The 16,599-nt window shown below is 68.3% G+C and carries 14 protein-coding genes and 2 pseudogenes; 10 read left to right on the top strand and 6 right to left on the bottom strand.

Annotated elements, in window-relative coordinates; translation table 11 throughout:
- Positions 1-530 precede the first annotated feature (530 nt).
- Entirely contained in the window at positions 531-1,214 is a 684-nt protein-coding gene (locus K1T34_RS01025) for a TetR/AcrR family transcriptional regulator (protein WP_220242431.1), read from the top strand.
- Positions 1,215-1,287: 73 nt separating this feature from the next.
- Positions 1,288-1,914 (top strand): TetR/AcrR family transcriptional regulator, encoded by a 627-nt coding sequence (locus tag K1T34_RS01020; RefSeq protein WP_255638215.1) that lies wholly within the window; start codon positions 1,288-1,290, stop codon positions 1,912-1,914.
- An 84-nt stretch (positions 1,915-1,998) separates the two neighbouring features.
- Here the strand turns inward: K1T34_RS01020 and K1T34_RS01015 are convergent, their stop codons facing one another.
- Positions 1,999-3,399, bottom strand: coding sequence for a PLP-dependent aminotransferase family protein (locus tag K1T34_RS01015; protein ID WP_220242430.1), 1,401 nt, complete (start codon positions 3,397-3,399; stop codon positions 1,999-2,001).
- A gap of 286 nt (positions 3,400-3,685) precedes the next feature.
- Here K1T34_RS01015 and K1T34_RS01010 point away from each other — a divergent pair, with 286 nt between their 5' ends.
- Positions 3,686-4,753: an NADP-dependent oxidoreductase gene (locus K1T34_RS01010; RefSeq protein WP_220242429.1), complete on the top strand. Its 1,068-nt coding sequence runs from the start codon at positions 3,686-3,688 to the stop codon at positions 4,751-4,753.
- Positions 4,754-5,173: 420 nt separating this feature from the next.
- Positions 5,174-6,304, top strand: coding sequence for a beta-propeller fold lactonase family protein (locus tag K1T34_RS01005; RefSeq protein ID WP_220242428.1), 1,131 nt, complete (start codon positions 5,174-5,176; stop codon positions 6,302-6,304).
- Positions 6,305-6,466: 162 nt separating this feature from the next.
- Here the strand turns inward: K1T34_RS01005 and K1T34_RS01000 are convergent, their stop codons facing one another.
- Positions 6,467-7,240, bottom strand: a complete 774-nt coding sequence (locus tag K1T34_RS01000) for an SDR family NAD(P)-dependent oxidoreductase (protein WP_220242427.1) — start codon at positions 7,238-7,240, stop codon at positions 6,467-6,469.
- A 225-nt stretch (positions 7,241-7,465) separates the two neighbouring features.
- Here K1T34_RS01000 and K1T34_RS00995 point away from each other — a divergent pair, with 225 nt between their 5' ends.
- The 4 genes and pseudogenes from K1T34_RS00995 to K1T34_RS00980 all read left to right on the top strand — a co-directional run.
- Entirely contained in the window at positions 7,466-8,392 is a 927-nt protein-coding gene (locus K1T34_RS00995) for a LysR substrate-binding domain-containing protein (protein WP_255638214.1), read from the top strand.
- A 128-nt stretch (positions 8,393-8,520) separates the two neighbouring features.
- On the top strand, positions 8,521-8,700 hold the full coding sequence (locus K1T34_RS00990; RefSeq protein ID WP_220242426.1) for a hypothetical protein: 180 nt from the start codon (positions 8,521-8,523) through the stop codon (positions 8,698-8,700).
- A 48-nt stretch (positions 8,701-8,748) separates the two neighbouring features.
- Positions 8,749-8,907 carry a hypothetical protein gene (locus K1T34_RS00985; protein ID WP_220242425.1) on the top strand — a complete coding sequence of 53 codons (159 nt, stop codon included), beginning with the start codon at positions 8,749-8,751 and terminating at the stop codon, positions 8,905-8,907.
- Positions 8,908-8,951: 44 nt separating this feature from the next.
- A pseudogene (locus K1T34_RS00980) lies at positions 8,952-10,217 on the top strand (MFS transporter); the annotation flags it as partial.
- Positions 10,218-10,283: 66 nt separating this feature from the next.
- Here K1T34_RS00980 and K1T34_RS52990 read toward each other — a convergent pair.
- Positions 10,284-10,364 (bottom strand): annotated as a pseudogene (locus tag K1T34_RS52990) (hypothetical protein); the annotation flags it as partial.
- Between the two features lie 440 nt (positions 10,365-10,804).
- Here K1T34_RS52990 and K1T34_RS00975 point away from each other — a divergent pair.
- Complete coding sequence (locus tag K1T34_RS00975) at positions 10,805-11,968, top strand: low temperature requirement protein A (RefSeq protein ID WP_220242423.1); 1,164 nt, start codon at positions 10,805-10,807, stop codon at positions 11,966-11,968.
- Between the two features lie 328 nt (positions 11,969-12,296).
- Here the strand turns inward: K1T34_RS00975 and K1T34_RS00970 are convergent, their stop codons facing one another.
- Positions 12,297-13,520 carry a flavin-dependent oxidoreductase gene (locus tag K1T34_RS00970; protein ID WP_220242422.1) on the bottom strand — a complete coding sequence of 408 codons (1,224 nt, stop codon included), beginning with the start codon at positions 13,518-13,520 and terminating at the stop codon, positions 12,297-12,299.
- Positions 13,520-14,872, bottom strand: a complete 1,353-nt coding sequence (locus K1T34_RS00965; RefSeq protein ID WP_220242421.1) for an MFS transporter — start codon at positions 14,870-14,872, stop codon at positions 13,520-13,522. The genes K1T34_RS00970 and K1T34_RS00965 overlap by 1 nt, the downstream gene beginning before the upstream one ends.
- An 83-nt stretch (positions 14,873-14,955) precedes the next feature.
- Here K1T34_RS00965 and K1T34_RS00960 point away from each other — a divergent pair, with 83 nt between their 5' ends.
- Positions 14,956-15,708 carry an IclR family transcriptional regulator gene (locus K1T34_RS00960; RefSeq protein ID WP_220242420.1) on the top strand — a complete coding sequence of 251 codons (753 nt, stop codon included), beginning with the start codon at positions 14,956-14,958 and terminating at the stop codon, positions 15,706-15,708.
- A gap of 4 nt (positions 15,709-15,712) precedes the next feature.
- Here the strand turns inward: K1T34_RS00960 and K1T34_RS00955 are convergent, their stop codons facing one another.
- Positions 15,713-16,474, bottom strand: a complete 762-nt coding sequence (locus K1T34_RS00955) for an IclR family transcriptional regulator (protein WP_255638213.1) — start codon at positions 16,472-16,474, stop codon at positions 15,713-15,715.
- Between the last annotated feature and the right edge of the window lie 125 nt (positions 16,475-16,599).

The following is a 16,599-nucleotide window of genomic DNA, read 5'->3' as shown; positions in this document are numbered from 1 at the left end:
CGCGACGAACCCGGGGTGGATCGTTCGTGGCGGCACGCCGTCCCGTCCGGCATTGGTTGAGGCCGAGGCCCGAGATCTGCTGCAGCCGCTGAGCCGACCTTACCGATTCCTTTCGGTTTCAGTCCGCCGCGAATCGCGCCACCGGAATCGCGGGCGTGCGGCGAGCGCGAGGCGTTGCTGATCGCGCCGCACCGGTGGGGCGAGGCAGCAGGTCGGCAACGCGACTCTCATGGGAGCGTCAGGTCGCGCTGTGACGAGGCACGCGGTGGTGGTCCACGCTTTGCTTGGACCTCAAGGTCCAGTATACGGTGGCATCATGCTGGACCTTGAGGTGACGCCGGTTCGACGCCGTACCCGAATTTCTGCGAATAACGACGCTCTCCACTGGGAAAGTTCCGCCACTGAGGTCGCCGCGAGTGGAGGCGATGGCCGAACGTCAAACGTCGTCGAAGAACGAAATAAGGGACCTATTAGTCCAGTTAATAAGGTCTGCGCAAGTGTTGTCGCTCTTTCGTGCCGGGGGTCGGGTCATGACCGGTGATTCCGCCGGAGAGGGGGCGACCTTCGAGTCCGTGGCCGATGGTGCTGCGAGGCAACGGGTACTGGCCGCGGTGGTGGACCTGTTGTGTCAGCGCGGGCTTCGGGCCGCGGAACTCGGCGTGGTGGCCGACATGGCGGGCGTGAGCGGATCGTGGCTGCGCGGCTACTTCGCGGACGTCGAGGCACTCGTCGTGGAGCTGGTGCGGATCCAGGTTCGCGACGTCTTCGAGAGTCCCGGCCGCCGGCTGATGGCGGCCGTCAGCCCCGACGACCTCTACCAGTGGCGTGACGATGTGGTAGCCCGTTATCGCGCCACGTGGATCTCGGCCGGATACCCGCTGGGCATCGTCGTCCACGAGTTGACTGGGCGCGACGGTCGGGCCGGTCAGGCCCTGGCGATGAGTCTCGGGCCGTGGCAGTCCGCGCTCGAAGGCGCCTTCCTGCGGCTGCGCGATCGCGGCGAACTCGCGATCGGGTCGAGGCCGGCCGAGTTGGCGACCGCGGTCATGGGGGCGCTCGTCGGTGCGATGGGCCGGTTCCGGAAGGTGGGCACATCGGATGACGTGCTGGAGCCATTTGACATCATGCTCCGCCACGTCCTGGCCGCGCGAGGCCCCGAGCAAGGACATGACGATCGGCCGGGCCGCCGTTCTGGCCCAGTTGGTCCTCGCTGACCTCGGCGGATGACAGACCCCTCGATGGCTGTCGCGTCCGTCGTTGCAGGTGCGCGTGCGGTAACCTGTCACCGTGGCAGAACCGGAGCGCACGGTGAGGGCTACCCGGCTGACGGCGCGGGGTGAGGCGACGCGCGCCCGAATCCTGCAAGCGGCAGTCGATTTGATGTCTGTGAAGGGCGTGGCCGCGACCACGCTCGACGATGTGCGCGCGGCCAGCGGCACGAGCAAGTCGCAGCTTTATCACCACTTCGATGACAAGGACGCCTTGGTCCAGGAAGTCATCGGCCGCCGGGCGCAATTCGTGCTCACTTGGCACGAGGAGCAGCTGAGGCGGCTGAACTCCATGCGGGGTCTGGAGCGGTGGCGAGACGCGGTCGTCCAGAACAACGCCCTGCGCAACGGTGCGTACGGTTGCCCCCTCGGCTCGCTGGCGAGTGAGCTGTCCGACCGGAACGAGCGAGCACGTTCAGAGCTCGCCGCGCATTTCGAGCGGTGGGAAGGCCTGATCGCGGAGGGCCTGGAGCGGATGCGAGTCGCCGGCAAGCTGCGGCCGGACGCCGACCCTCAGCGGCTCGCGATCGGGCTGATCGGGGCCCTTCAAGGCGGGTACCTGCTCGCGCAGACCAAACAGGACGTCGCGCCCATGAAAGTCGCGCTGGACATGGCGATTGACTGCATCAGGGCGTTCAAGGCCTGACTTCGGCTCCGATCGTCCGGGGCCACGGACCGGACTTGGTGGACCAACTCTCCTCCGACGAAGCGGTCTGGTCGGCGTGCTTCCTCAGCAGACTGATCCGCGTTGCCGCCCGATGGTGGTGGCGAGCAGGGCGATGGCCTCGTCGATGGCGTGTGACGCGATGTTGCCGTAGCCGATCACCACACCGTCAGGGTTCGGGTCAGGGTTGAGCTGGTAGCGGGTGATGGAGTCGAAAACGATCCCGAGCGCCCGTGCGCGCGCGGTCAAGTGATCAGGGTGGGTGTCGTCGAGTCGGGTGGCGAGGGTCTGGACACCGGCGGCCGTCCCGACGAGCTGCAGGGGCACACGATGGCGGGTGATGGCCAGTTCGAGTGCTCGCCGGGCTGTTCGGTAGCGGGTCCGGGCGGCGCGGATGTGCCGGTCGTAATCGCCGGCTTCGACGAGATGGGCCAGAGCGAGCTGATCGAGAGTCGGGCTGCCGTGATCGGCGAGGAACTTGTTCGGCAATAGCTCGGCGTGCAGCTCGGCCGGGCTGACCAGCCAGCCCAACCGGATCGCCGGGGCGAGCGTCTTGCTGGTGGATCCGACGTAGACGACACGGTCGGGTGCACGGCCTTGCAGACAGCCGACGGCACGTCGATCGAAGCGGAACTCGCCATCGTAGTCGTCCTCGACGACGATGGCGCCACATCTCCCGGCCCAGGCCAGCACCGCCTCCCGGCGGGCGGGCGCCATGATCGCACCGGTGGGGAACTGATGGGCCGGCGTGGTCAGTACCGCGTCGACGCCCCGCTCGGGTAGTCGATCCACAAGGATGCCGTCGGCATCGACCGGGACGGGCAGGACGGTCAGACCGGCCTGGCGCAGGATGGACGCCCGGTGTGGCAATCCGGGGTCCTCGAGCGCGACGGTCGTGGCACCTCGGGTACGCAGCGTTTGTGCGAGCAAGTGGAGACCTTGAGTAAAGCCCGCGCAGATCAACAGCCGCTGGGGGTCGGCGTCCACGCCGCGGACCCGGCCGAGGTAAGCGGCCAGCACTCGGCGCAGCCGGGGATGTCCGGCGGGGTCGGGGTAGCCCAGATCGGAATCCGCCGCGGCAGCCAGCGCGGCCGTCCACGCACGCCGCCAGAGGCGGCGAGGGAACGCCGACAGCGTCGGAACGCCAGGACGCATGTCCCATCGAGGCAGGCCCTCTCCTGACCGGAGAGCGTCAGGCACCTCGGTCGCCGGCGGGAGGGACAGCTCGGAGACGCAGGTGCCAGAGCCCGGTCGGCTGACCAGATAGCCCTCGGCGGTCAGCTGCGTGTAGACCTCGACCACAAGGCGCCGAGAGATTCCCAGGTCTTCGGCCAATACGCGGCTGGCGGGCAACCGCTCGCCGGCCGCCAGCCGGCCACTCCGCACCGCCTCGCGCAGGGCGCTTTCGAGCTGAACCCGGCGTGGTTGTCCGGGGGTCAGCGGTTCGATCGGCAGTAAGAGTTCCATCCCGGATGTGGTACCCATTTCTTTCGAGGATTTGGACTCTATCACGGGTCCAAAGGGTGACTAGTGTGGTTGCGTGGGAGGAACCACGGCGCGCGGATACCCCGGCGCTGGCGATCCGTGAGCCCGAACACCCGGAAGCCGACGATCAGGTTGCAGCTCTGTTGGCGCGTCTGCGATCCGACACTGCCGACCTGGCGGGAGCCGCCGTGACCTCGGTGGCGAAAAGCATCCGATATCGGGGCACGTTTGTTGCCGGGTCATCCCGCACATGAGGCTGTCTCGACGCATGTCGATCGCGGCCGACCGATTGCGCCGCCCACGTGCACCTTTGGCCGGCGCGGATGAAGTCGGCCCCATCGTCGAGTGGTCAAAAAATACCAGATCGATCAAAATAAAAGGAGAATTGATGCGTGCCGCTGGAGTGCGTGAGATCGGTGGCCGAGTCGAGTTACTCGACCTCCCCGAGCCTGATGGCCCCGGTCCCGAGGAAGTGTTGGTCGAGGTTGCGGCGGCCGGCGTCGGCAACTGGGACGGCATTGTCCGAGACGGGGCCTGGAACGTCGGGTTGACACCGCCGATGGCCCTCGGCGTGGAAGTCGCCGGCACGGTTGTCGCGGTCGGTTCGAAGGTCACGAACCTTCGGCCGGGCGACGAAATTCTCGGCCATCCGGTTCCGCTGCGTCACCAGGGTTGCTGGGCCGAGCGCTTGGTCGTAGACGCCGATCTGCTCGTGCTGAAGCCTCTCGGCGTGCCATGGGACACGGCGGCGGCGTTCCCGGTGCCTGCGCTGACAGCGGAACAGGTGCTCTCCGAATCGCTCAAAGTCGCCGAGAACGAGACGCTGCTCGTCCACGGCGCCGGTGGGACAACCGGCGGGTTGGCTGTGCAGCTCGCCGCACTGCGTGGGGTCCGGGTGATCGCCACTTCCGGACCGTCGAGCACCGCTCGAGTGGTACGGGCCGGGGCGACCGAGGTCGTCGACTACCACGACAGCAGCTGGCCGGATCGTGTCCGTGAATTGACCGGCGGCGTCGGAGTCGACGCCGCCGTCAACGCTGTTTCCGGAGGCAGCGCCGACACCGTCCTGGCTTTGCGAGCGGGCGGTCGGATGGCGACCATCACCGGCGACCCGCCGGCGGCCGAGCGTGGCATCAGCGTTGCCGACGTTTACGTACGCCCGGATTCGGCCCAGCTCGAGGAGCTTTGTCTGCTCCTGGGTGATGGCCGGCTGACCTTGTCGGTGGGCGCCACACTGCCACTGGCCGAGGCGGCGACGGCCCTTGAGCGCGCTGTTTCCGGCGCCAAGGGTGGTCCGGTCGTCCTTCGAATCGCGCCGGAGCGTACCGGAAACTGAGCCCGTTCTCTCCCGTTGCATCGGTACCGGCGCCGGAGCGCACCACAGCGCGCCGGCGCCGGTCGGGTCGTCTGTCGTCGCCCGGTGGATCACGCGGCCGACGGTGGCGTCGCGGGTCTTGCCCAGGTGCCGGTAGACCGTCGAGGCCGGCCCGTCGTCGAGCGAGATCGCACGTATTTGCCCGTTCGTACCCCAGGATCCTGCGTCGAGGAATGATCGCGGCGCCGTCGGTAAGACGGCGCGATGGAGCGACACCTAGTCACACGTACGAGGAAACGATGGTCACGTCTTGTCGCTCGGCGGGTCGCGTGGCATGCCGTTCGGTCCAGGTGTGCCGGCCTGGTTCGGGTCGGCGTCGGTTCCCCGGATCGAGGCAAACACAACGAACGGCAAGACCACAGAAAAGGAACCGACAAAAGAATGGCAAGACACATCATCACCCGCGCCGCGCTCGGGGCTGCCGCTGTTCTGGCGACCATCACGATCGCGGCTCCGGAGGCCTCGGCGTCCGCACAGGACCACAGTGGTGCGGTGTTCGTGCAGACCGACAGCCCGAAGGGCAACGCTGTCGTCGCCTACCGCCGGTCCTCCGACGGGACGCTGAAGCAAACGGCTGTCTACCAGACCGGTGGCCTCGGCGGCGTGTTGGACGGGTCGGTCGTCGACCACCAGGCTTCACAGGGCTCGCTCGCCTACGACGAGCGCCACCAAGTGCTGATCGCGACGAACGCCGGCAGCAACACCGTGACCGTGTTCGCCGTCCGTGGCGGTCAGCTGGTTCGCATCCAGACTCTGGCCTCCGGCGGCCGATTCCCCGTGAGTGTCGCAGTCCACGGTGACCGGGTCTACGTCCTCAACGCTCTGGACGGCGGGTCGCTCCAGGGCTACTGGAACCTCGGTGGTCACCTGATCCCGCTGCCCGGCCAGCACCGGGCGCTGGGGCTCGACCCCAACGCCGCACCGCAGTTCACGCACACCCCCGCCCAGGTCGAGTTCACGCCCGACGGATCGCACCTCGTGGTGGCGACCAAGGCCGTCGGCGACAGCCTGATGGTCTACTCGGTCAACACTCTGCTCGGACTGTCCGCCAAGCCGACGGTCACGTCGACCGGCGCCGGCTCGGTTCCTTTCGGCTTCGCCTTCGACCGCGGCGGCCGGGTCCTGCTCACGGAAGCGGGCCCGAACGCGGTCGCCTCGGTCCACATCGACAAGGCCGGACGCGCGACCGTCGCGGAGACCGTGGCCACCGGCCAGGCGGCGAGCTGCTGGATCACGGTCGCGGGCGACTACGCCTACGTCGCCAACGCCGGCAGCGGGACCATCACGACCTACTCCGTTGGCCACGGCCGGCTCGAGCTGATCGGCCAGACGCCTGCTTCGGCCGGCACGATCGACCTCACCGCGTCCGGCGACGGCAAGTTCCTCTACGCCCAGGCCGGAAAGGCCGGCGAAGTCGACGCCTTCCGCATCGGGCGCGACGGCAGCCTCACGGCAGTCGGCACGATCGCAGCGCCGGATGCCGCCGGCGGTGAGGGGATCGTCGCCTCCTGACGGACCGGCGGGCGGGTGCCGGCGGCGGCGCCCACCCGCCGTGGTCACTGAGGCGCAACGAATTCCGGAACCGTGGGTCCGTGACCGGTTCCGGACGCCCGTCGGGGCTGGGCAGCGCTCAGCGCCGACGGGCGTCGTTGTCCGGGCTTTGCCGATCCCGGGTCAGTTGCGGCCGGCCATCACGCCGCCGTCGACGTCGACGATGGCGCCGGTCATCCAGCTCGACTTGTCCGACAGCAGGAACGACACGGCGTTCGCGATGTCCTCCGGTGTGCCCACCCGCCCCAGCGGGTGAACGCCGGCGAAGCTGTCGACCGTTTCGTCGAGCTTGTCCTCCGGCACGAAGCCCAAGTACAGGGGCGTTTTGACGACCGCGGGAGCGACCGCGTTGACCCGGATCCCGTGCGGGGCGAGCTCGATCGCGAGTGCCTTGGTGAACGAGTGGATACCGCCCTTCTGCACGGAGTAACCGGTGTGCGGTGTCGCCGCGATGCCCTGGTGCGCCCACATCGAGCCGACGTTCACGATGGCGCCGCCCTTGCCGCCCGCGACCATGCCCGCGACGACCGTCTGCGTGATGAAGAACAGCGCTCGGTTCAGTTCGTTGTACGAGTCGTAGAAGGCTTCGTCGTATTCGCTGAACGCCCTCGGGATGAAGAATCCCGCCGCGTTGACGAGCAGGTTGGCATCGGCGTGTTCGGCAGCGAGCTGCTTACGGACCTCGGGTACCTGGTCACGGTCGGTCAGTTCCGTCGTGAGACCCCAGGCCTTTCCCTTCTGCGACAAAGCGTCGACTGCCGCCTGGACTCGCTCGGGATTCCGGCCCGTGATCACGGCGGTGCCACCCGCGGCGACCACCTGGTGGGCCGTGGCCAGCCCCATACCGCTGCTGCCGCCGACCACGACGACCTTCTGGCCCTCGAAACTCTCGCTCATGACCGTTTACTCCTTCACGCGAAATCCGGACACCGGGTGATTCCCGGATCGGGCTACAGGACGTTCGTGGCGCGCGGCCGGCGGTTCTTACCGACGGTCGTGGCGACCGCCTGGGAAGGCGGCTCGCGCGTAACGTGCGCTCCTACCTCGTACGCGCCCCGTCGGAGCCGGATTGCGGTATGTTTCCACGATGCCAATGTGGGCTGAAGCTCTGTGTGTATCGGTATGTCGAGCACCATGATGACGCCCAATCTTCTCGACGGACGGTTGAAGATCCGGCATCTGCTGCTGGTCGATGCGATCGCGCGTCGTGGCACCTTGGTGGCGGCCGCCGATGATTTGAACATCACCCAGCCCGCCGCGACGCGCACGCTGCGCGAACTCGAGGAAATCCTCGGGGTGGCGTTGTACGACCGGAACCCGAGGGGGCTGTTGCCGACGCCGTTCAGTGAGGCGTTCGCGGCGCATGCTCGGGCTGTCGTGTCCCAGATTCGCCAGGCTGGGAAGCACGTGGCGCAGCTACGGGACGCCGACCGCGGGACGGTCGCGATCGGTATCCACCTCACGGGGTCGAATGCTCTTGTCCCGCGGGCGGTGGAGGTCTTGAAGGCCCGGCACCCGCCCTTGACCGTCGAGCTGACCGAGGCGTTGCCCCGCAGGATGCTGTCTGAACTGGGGTCGGGACGCCTCGACCTTGTGGTGGGCCGGCTGACGCAGCCGACGGACGAACACTTCATCCGGCTCCCACTGCACGAGGAGGCCGTGTCGCTCGTGGTCCGCGCGGAGCATCCGCTGGCCGGCCGCGAAGGAATCGATGCGTCGGAGCTTTCCGGTTATCCGTGGATCTTTCCCGATGCCGACGCTCGTTTGCGCGGCGAGCTGGACCAGTTTTTCAGCGCTCGTGGCATTCCGCTGCCGGTCAACCGGGTCGAGACCACGGCGTACCTCGCGGTGAGGCATTTACTCCTCGCCACGGACTCGATCGCGGCGCTGTCCGTCTCCATCCATGAAGGACTGGCGGGTGTGGTGAGTTTGGGGCCGGAGTTCGAGCTGGCCAGTCACAGCGTCGGCATCACGTTGGCCGCCGGCCGAGAAGTCACGCCCGCGGCGAGCGCGATGATCGGCATTCTCCGGGAGCTTGTCGGGTCGTAGCGGTATGCCACTCCTGGTATGTCCGACGGCAGAACGCGCATTGGCGCGGTCTGCGATCGCTGATGGATGCTGCTCGCCAGACCTACCGGCGGCCGGACTGACGGCCTCGCGAGGAGGAGTGATCGGCAGTGACCGTCCCCAGCAGCACCTTCGTTCCCGACGGGCGTGATGCCTTGGCTTTCCGGCACGCGTTGCGGCATTTCCCGACGGGTGTCAGTGTGATCACGATCCCCGACGGCGACGGCGTGCACGGGATGACGGCCAGCTCGTTTGATCTTTCACCATTCGAACTATTTCGAGCTGGGTGAAAACATCCCGCGGGGAGTGAGGGCGGGTTCTGACGGGGTCTCCGCGCCGTGACCGACGTGGTGGCGCTGCCGGGGCGCCGCGGTCTGTCCGTTTCGGACGAAGTACTGCACCGTGACCCTTCGACGCAGCAAGAGCCACACCCCGACGTGGTACGCGCGTGGACCACGGTCGAACACCGCTGCGCGGCCGCCTCGGTCGCCCGCTGATCGCGTAGTTCCGCAAGTCCCCACCGAACAACGGAGTTCACCCCATGAGCCGGCTGTCCCCACCGGCCCGCACGGCGCGGCAGATGAGAAAGAACATCCTCGTCAGCGTCGCCGGTTCGGCCATCGAGTGGTACGACTTCTTCATCTACGCGTCGGCTTCGGCGCTGGTGCTGAACAAGCTTTTCTTCCCCTCGGTCGATTCGGTCGCGGGCACTCTGCTCGCGTTCAGCACGTTCGCCGTCGGTTTCCTGATCCGACCGGTGGGGGCCGCCGTGTTCGGGCACTTCGGTGACAAGTTCGGCCGCAAGCCGGCGCTGGTGACCGCCATGATGATCATGGGCGCGGCGACCACCGCGATCGGCTTGCTGCCGCCGTATGCCACGCTCGGCGTGGCCGCCCCGATCCTGCTCGTGGTGCTGCGGCTGATCCAAGGCCTCGCACTGGGCGGTCAATGGGGCGGTGCGGTACTGCTCGTCACGGAGTGCGCGCCGGAGGGCAAACGCGGCTTCTACGGCAGCTTCGCGCAGCTCGGCGTACCGATCGCGCTGATCTTCTCCAACGTGATGTTCCTCGTGCTCTCGGCCACCGTGTCGCCGGCCGCCTTCCTTGCCTGGGGCTGGCGGATCCCATTCCTGCTCAGCATCGTGCTGATCGCGGTCGGGCTCTACGCCCAGTCGCGGGCGTCGGAAACCCACGCGGCGCCTTCGGAGGAATCGGCGCAGCGGCGCGCGCCGCTGCTGGAACTCCTGCGTTCGCACCCGAAGCAGATCCTGCTGGCCGCCGGCGCGACCGTGATCAACGGCGGTGCCTACTACCTGCTGACCGTGTACATCCTGTCCTATGCCACGCAAGCACTTTCACTACCGCGCGGCACGATCCTCGTGGCGGTGCTCGTGTCGGCCGTCGCGTCGGGACTCACGATCCCCGCGGCCGCCGCGCTGTCCGACCGCATCGGCCGGCGGCGCGTGTTCCTCACCGGCGCGGTGCTGCTCGCGGTGTGGGGCTTCCCGATGTTCTGGCTCGTGAACACGGGTTCGCCCGTGCTGATCACGCTGGCACTCGTGGTGGCGCAGGTCGTCTTCAGCCTCACCTACGGCCCGTGCCCGGCGTTGTTCTCCGAGATGTTCGGCGCCGGCGTGCGGTATTCGGGCGTATCCGTGGGGTACCAGATCGGCGCCGTCGCCGGTGGTGCGCTCGCGCCGATCATCGCCACCTCGCTGTTCGCCGAGTTCCACACGGCCGACGCGATCGCTCTGTACCTGGCCCTGATGGCTGCCGTGTCGTTCGTCTCGGTGTTCCTGGTGACCGAATCCGTCCGGCGCAAGAGGACGTTCCAGTTCTGCGACCTGCTGCGAGACCGCGGACTGGGTGTATCCCAGCTCGGCGGCGGCGAACGAGCCGAGCCGCACGACGGCCGCGAGGGTCACCAGATTCCGCGGATCGAACAGCCATGACATGAAGTGAACCGTCATCGACAGATCCCTCGACGTCGGGTCGGGTTCTATCCCACTCCGTTCCACGCGAAGACGAACCTGATGAATTAATGGTAGGTCTGTCCATCAGCGTTAATTCCGGAATCGTTCTGCAGACGTCGGCGTCGCGCGCTTGGCCGCCGCCCGCGGCGATAGGAGGGAAGCCTCGACGGAACGGCCGAAGTGGCCGCCATCGATCCAGTATGGAATTGTTCGGACCAGCCGGTTCCGTCCGATGTCGACAGACGCGCCACGCACCGAGCCGTGCCGAGGGAGAATCATGGGGAAGAGCACTTCGACGAGTTCAAGACCTACCCGTCGATCGTCGTGTCCCACTCTCTCCGAGAACTGATCGCACTGCCGACCACACGTCGCGGACGCTCCGCCAGGCGTGTGGGACGCTCGCACGCGGAGAGAGCCACGTCATGACACCCGATTCCCGATTCCGGCTCGTCGCGATGAGGCCGCGCGACCCGAACGAGGCCGGACGGGCCGCGTCCACGCTGGAGCTGTTCTTCGACCTCGTCTTCGTCGTCGCCGTGAGCATCGCCGCCGCGCAACTGCACCACGGACTCACCGAGGGGCACGTACTCGACGGGATCTTCAACTACTGCTTCGTGTTCTTCGGGATCTGGTGGGCCTGGATGAACTTCACCTGGTTCGCCACGTCCTTCGACACCGACGACTGGCTGTACCGGGTGACCACCATCGTGCAGATGGGTGGCGTGCTCGTCTTCGCCTCCGGCATCGGGCCCGCCTTCGAGGAACACGACTACTCGGTGCTCATCATCGCCTACGTCGTCATGCGCGCGGCACTCGTCGCCCAGTGGCTCCGCGCGTCCCGGTCGTCGGGCCCCACCCGCCGGGCCACGCTCAGGTACGCGGTCGGCATCTCACTGGTCCAGGCCCTGTGGCTCGCCTCCCTGCTACTTCCCACCGGGATGTTCACCGTCGCGCTGATCGTGCTAGTCGCCGCGGAAATCGTCGTGCCGATCCTCGCCGAGCGCACCGGGACCACGCCCTGGCACCCGCACCATATCACCGAGCGCTACGGCCTGTTCACCCTCATCCTCCTCGGCGAGAGCCTGCTCGCCTCCGCCAACGCGATCATCGAGGCCCTGCAGGACGCCGAGTCGCCCGGCCGGCTCATCGGTATCGCCGCGCTCACGCTCATCGCCACGGCGGCCCTGTGGTGGATCTACTTCTGGCCCCCGCACCACCACGCCATCAAAGACGTCGCCAGCTCCCTGGCCTACGTCTACGGGCACTTCTTCATCTTCGCCGCCGCAGGCGCGTTCTCCGCCGGCATCGAAGTCGAGATCGACGTCCTCACCGGGCACACCGCGCTGCACCAGCCCTACGCGTCCTTCGCCTACACAATCCCGCTCGCAGTCTTCGTCATCGGCATCTGGGCCCTCGCGATCAGGCCCCACGCCGACCGCGTCGTCAACACCGCCCTGCCTCTGGCCGGACTCCTCGTCCTCGTCGACCCCCTCATCCCGATCCCCTTCGCCCTCACCGCGGCGATCCTCGCCGGCACCGTCACCGTGCTCGTCTGGCGACGGCAGACCGATGGCCACGACGCCTGAGCCCGCACGCGTGTCCGACAGGCTGCCGCAGCACACTGATCTCGATGAGCGAGCGCGCTGAGCGACTCGGGGGGAAGCTCGCCATCGTGACAGGCCCGGGCAGCGGCACCCTCGTACGACTCGAGTTCTGTCCGGCCGAGACCTGGAGCGGGTCGTGCCCCGTTGGCTACGACCGCGAACGCCGGGCGAGACGAGCCGCCCGACGTTCCCCTCCTCGCCGCCAACTGCTGCGGAACGAGGTTGATTCTGTTGCGGCGGCCAGGTAGGCGACAGCGTGTGTCCCGGATCCAGAGCGAGACCCGCGACCGGAGCGCCGCGCCGGGCCCCTTCAGCGCCGGGCTGACAGCTCTGTCAGTGAGTACCCGGCGATCTCCTTGTAACTGGTCAGAATCGCCTCCAGTTCCCGGGGGTCGACGACATTCTCGAGCCGGTCGAAGGGGCGGTCGCCGGTGCGTTCGTAGACCTCGCGCAGGATCGTGTCGGGTGGGGTGGTGCGGTTGGCGCGGACGACGGCGGCGGTGGCGGGGAGGCGTTCGGCCTCGTAGGCGGACAGGGCGGCGACCACGTCGGACGTCGCGGTGAGTTGGGTGGCCAGCGCGCGGGCATCCAAAATGGACTGTCCGGCGCCGTTGGAACCACGCGGCACCATGGGGTGTGCGGCGTCGCCGAGGAGGGTGATGCGGCCGGTGCCCCACGAGGGCAGTGGTTCCTGGTCGACCATCGGGTATTCCAGGATCGTCGTGGACGAGGACAGCAGCGCCGGGACGTCCAGCCAGTCGAAGTGCCAGTCGGCGAAGGCGGGCAGGAAATCCTCGAGCCGTCCGGTGCGGTTCCAGTCGCGGTCGGCGTGCTGGGGCGTCTCGATTTCCACCACCCAGTTGACGAGCTGGCGGCCCTCGTCGTCGACGTGGTTGCGGATGGGGTAGACGACGAGCTTGCCGGTGGCGAGCCAGCCGGCGCGGATCATGCTGGCGCCGCCGAGGATGGCGGGCCACGGGGTGACCCCGCGCCACATGTTGTAGCCCGAGTACACCGGTCCGCTCTGGTCCGGGTGCAGTTGCCGGCGGACGACAGAGTTCACGCCGTCGCAGCCCACGACGACGGCGGCGCGCACGCTGCCCTGCTCGAACTCGGCCGTGGCCCCGGTGGCGTCCTGGGAGACCGCCACGCAGCGGCGGCCGGTGACCAGCCGGTCGGGACCGAGCCGGTCGCGGACCGCGCGCACCAGGATGTCGTGCAGGTCGCCGCGGTGGATGGAGAACTGGGGCCAGGGGTATCCCGCGGTCCGGCCGGTCGGCTCGGTGTAGATGCGCTGGCCGAACCTGTTGAAGTAGAGCGAGCTCTCGGTTTCGATCGCGACCGCGGACAGTTCGTCCGCCAGGCCGAGCCGGGTCAGTTCCCGGGTGGCGTGCGGCAGCAGGTTGATCCCGACACCGACGGCCGAGAGCTCGTCGACCGCTTCGTGGACCGTGCAGTCGACGCCGGCGGCGTGCAGTTCGAGGGCCAGGGTCAGGCCGCCGATGCCTCCACCGATGATGACGACTTCCGACATCAGTGCTCCATTTCTTCTCTGGGTGCCGCCGGGGAGACCCGGCGAGGTGCGTGATCGCGAACGAGCACAAAGGACGTACTGACCACGGCGAGCACGGCGGCCACAGCGACCGCGACGAACAGCACGGCGCTGCCACCGAACGCGCTCAGCAACGCGCCGCCGATCGAGGGGCCGAGGATGCCGCCGACCCGGCCGACGCCGAGCATCGCGCCTGCGCCGGTCGCACGGGCCTGAACCGGGTAGGTGGCCGCGCAGATGTTGTTGAGCAGGAACTGGCCACCGATGATGAACAACCCCGCGAACCCGACCGCGACGATGTTCACCGCCGTCGAACCGCCGACGGCGACGACGAGCGTGGCCACCGCGCCCAGGCCGCACCAGAGCATCAAGCTGCGCCGGGCGCCGAGGTAGCGGTCGGCGACGAGGCCGCCGAGCAGGGCACCGACGATGGACATCCCTTGCAGCACGGCGCCGAAGGTGTAGCCGGTCGCGAAGGTCTCGCCGCGCGCGATCATCAGTTGCGGTGTCCAGGTGGACAACCCGTAGACGCCGAAGAGCAGCAAGAACGACGACACCCACAGCGCCACGGTTCGCGCCCGGAACCGGGGCGCGAGCACGAGCCGCCAATCCCGGGGTTGCCGGTCGACGGACAGCCCGTGTTGGCGGTAGGACTGGGCGCGGTCTGGCCGCAGCCGGGACAGCAGGCGCACCGTCTGCTCCTGTTTTCCGCTGGCCACCAGGAATTCCACCGACTCGGGGAACACGGCGAGGTAGATCACGCCCAGCACCGCGGCGGCACCGCCCACGTAGAACAGCGACTCCCAGTCGCCGCCTTCGGTGAGCGCGACACCGAGGACCGCCGCCAGCACCCCGCCGAGAGCGAAGCCGGTGCCGCCGAGCACCGTGAGCCGGTTGTGCACCCGATCGGGCAGGTATTCGTTCACGTACGCCGTGCCCAGCGGCAGCAGCACACCCAGGCCCAGCCCGGTCACCGCGCGCAGCGTGACGAAGGTCGGGAACGTGGTGCCGAAGATGCCGGTCAGCACGCTGAACACCCCGGCGATCAGCAGGCCGGCGATCAGGGTGGGACGGCGGCCGATCCGGTCGGCGACGACGCCGTGGACCAGCGAGCCGACGGCGAACCCGATCAACGCGGACGACACCAGGAAACCGGTTGCCCCGCCGGACAGATGCCAGGGCTTCACCACGAAGTGGATCATGTACGACGGGATGAAGGTGTCGTAACCGTCGAACAGGGTCGCCAGGGCGACGAGCAGAACCAGCAACCAGTGGAAGGGCCGGAGTGGAGCGGTCCGCAGTTCCGTGCGGATGTCGATGGTGTCAGCGGACAAAGCGACCTCCTCCTTGAGGGCTGTGCCTGGACCTTAAGTTCGCGCGACCACCCATCGGAATCCTTGGGTTGTAGAATTCTGCTATGCGGGACGAGTCGGGGTACCTGGTTGAGTCGGCCGACAACGTGCTTCGGCTGCTGGAACTGCTGGCCCAACGAGGGCGGCTTCGGGTGAGCGAGGCTTCGGACGAGCTGGGTGTCGCCCGATCCACAGCGCACCGGTTGCTGATCACGTTGCGGCACCGCGGGTTCGCGGTGCAGGACTCGCACAAGGTGTACCGGCCGGGGCCTGCGTTCGAGCGGATGGTGCGGCCCGGTCCCTCGCCGCTGGATCTGCGCGCGGCGCTGCATATCCACCTGGCGGAGCTGAGCCAGGGACTGGGGGAGACGTGTCACCTGATGGTGCTGGAGGGCAACGGCGCCCGATTCCTCGACTGCGTGGAGAGCACGCAGATACTGAGGGTCGGGGCGCGGACCGGGATGCTGCTGCCGGCACACGTCACCTCGGGCGGCAAGGCGTTGCTGGCCGAGCTGTCGAAGGAGCAGTTCACCGCGTTGTACCCGCGGGATCTGCCCGCCCTGCCGGGCAGCGGCACCGTGAACCGGGCGGCCCTGTTGCAGCAGCTGACCGGGATCCGCCGCCGGGGGTACGCGACCAACTACGGCGAGAGCGATCGCGGCATCGTCGCGATCGGTGCCTGCGTGCGCGACGGCACTGGGCGGGCCCTGGCGGCGTTCGCCGTCGCGTTGCCGAGCCCACGGTGCCCGCGGTCCCGGATCCCGGAACTGGCCAAGGCCATCGAGGAACACTGCCGACGGGCCTCGGCCGATCTATGACGAGTCACCGGGCTCGTGCGGTCATCGCCTCCCGGACGTCGCCGCAGGTCCGGAGCAGGTGCGCGGCCATCGCCTCCGGATCGGCCGAGGCGAACCGCGCCGTGGGCACGGCGATCGCCAGTGCGATCGGCTGGCCGTCGATGACACCGATGGACGCGCCGATCGCCGTGACGCCGGGTTCGCTTTCGTCGTGGTTGAGACCGAAGTGGTTGCGGCGCACCGCAGCGAGCTCCTTGTGCAGCGCCGCGACGTCATGAATCCTGTCGCCGGGCCAAGGGGGTAGCCCGGCGGCGTGCAGCGCGGTGACCTCCACCGGGTCGAGGTCGGCCAGCATCGCTTTGCCACCGGACGTGCAGTACGCCGGCATTCGTGCGCCGGTCCGCAGGCCCACCCTCAGCGGATGGTGACTCTCGATGCCGTCGACGAACCGGATGTCGGCCGCGGCGCGGACCATCAGGTGCACGGTCTCGCCGACGTCCGCGTGAAGGCGCTCGAGGTACGGCCGAACCCGGTCGGCCAGCGGCGGCGCCCAGCCGGGGGTGGCCAGCGCGAGCAGTTCCGGTCCGGGCCGGTACTGCCGCTTGTCCCCGCGCACCGCGAACCCGCGGTGGCACAGTGTCGACAACAGCCGATGCGCACTCGAGGGCGCCACACCCAGTTCCCGGCTCGCCTCGGTCACGGTGACGTGGCCGCGTTCGGACAGCAGGGTCAGCAGCGTGAGCGCGCGGTCGACCGCTTCGATTCGGTGCCCGGAATTCTGCTCCACAGAAAAACCATACGTCGCCTTTGCGTTGTCCGGAAGACTCTGCCTACGCTCCGGGAAGACCGCCGAACACCAGAGGAGCGCGCATGTCCCCGGAGACGGAGCAGGTGATCGGCCGTGGCCCGGCC

This window comes from Amycolatopsis sp. DSM 110486, assembly GCF_019468465.1.
Taxonomy (GTDB): Bacteria; Actinomycetota; Actinomycetes; order Mycobacteriales; family Pseudonocardiaceae; genus Amycolatopsis.
This window is presented reverse-complemented; position numbering and strand designations above follow the sequence as displayed.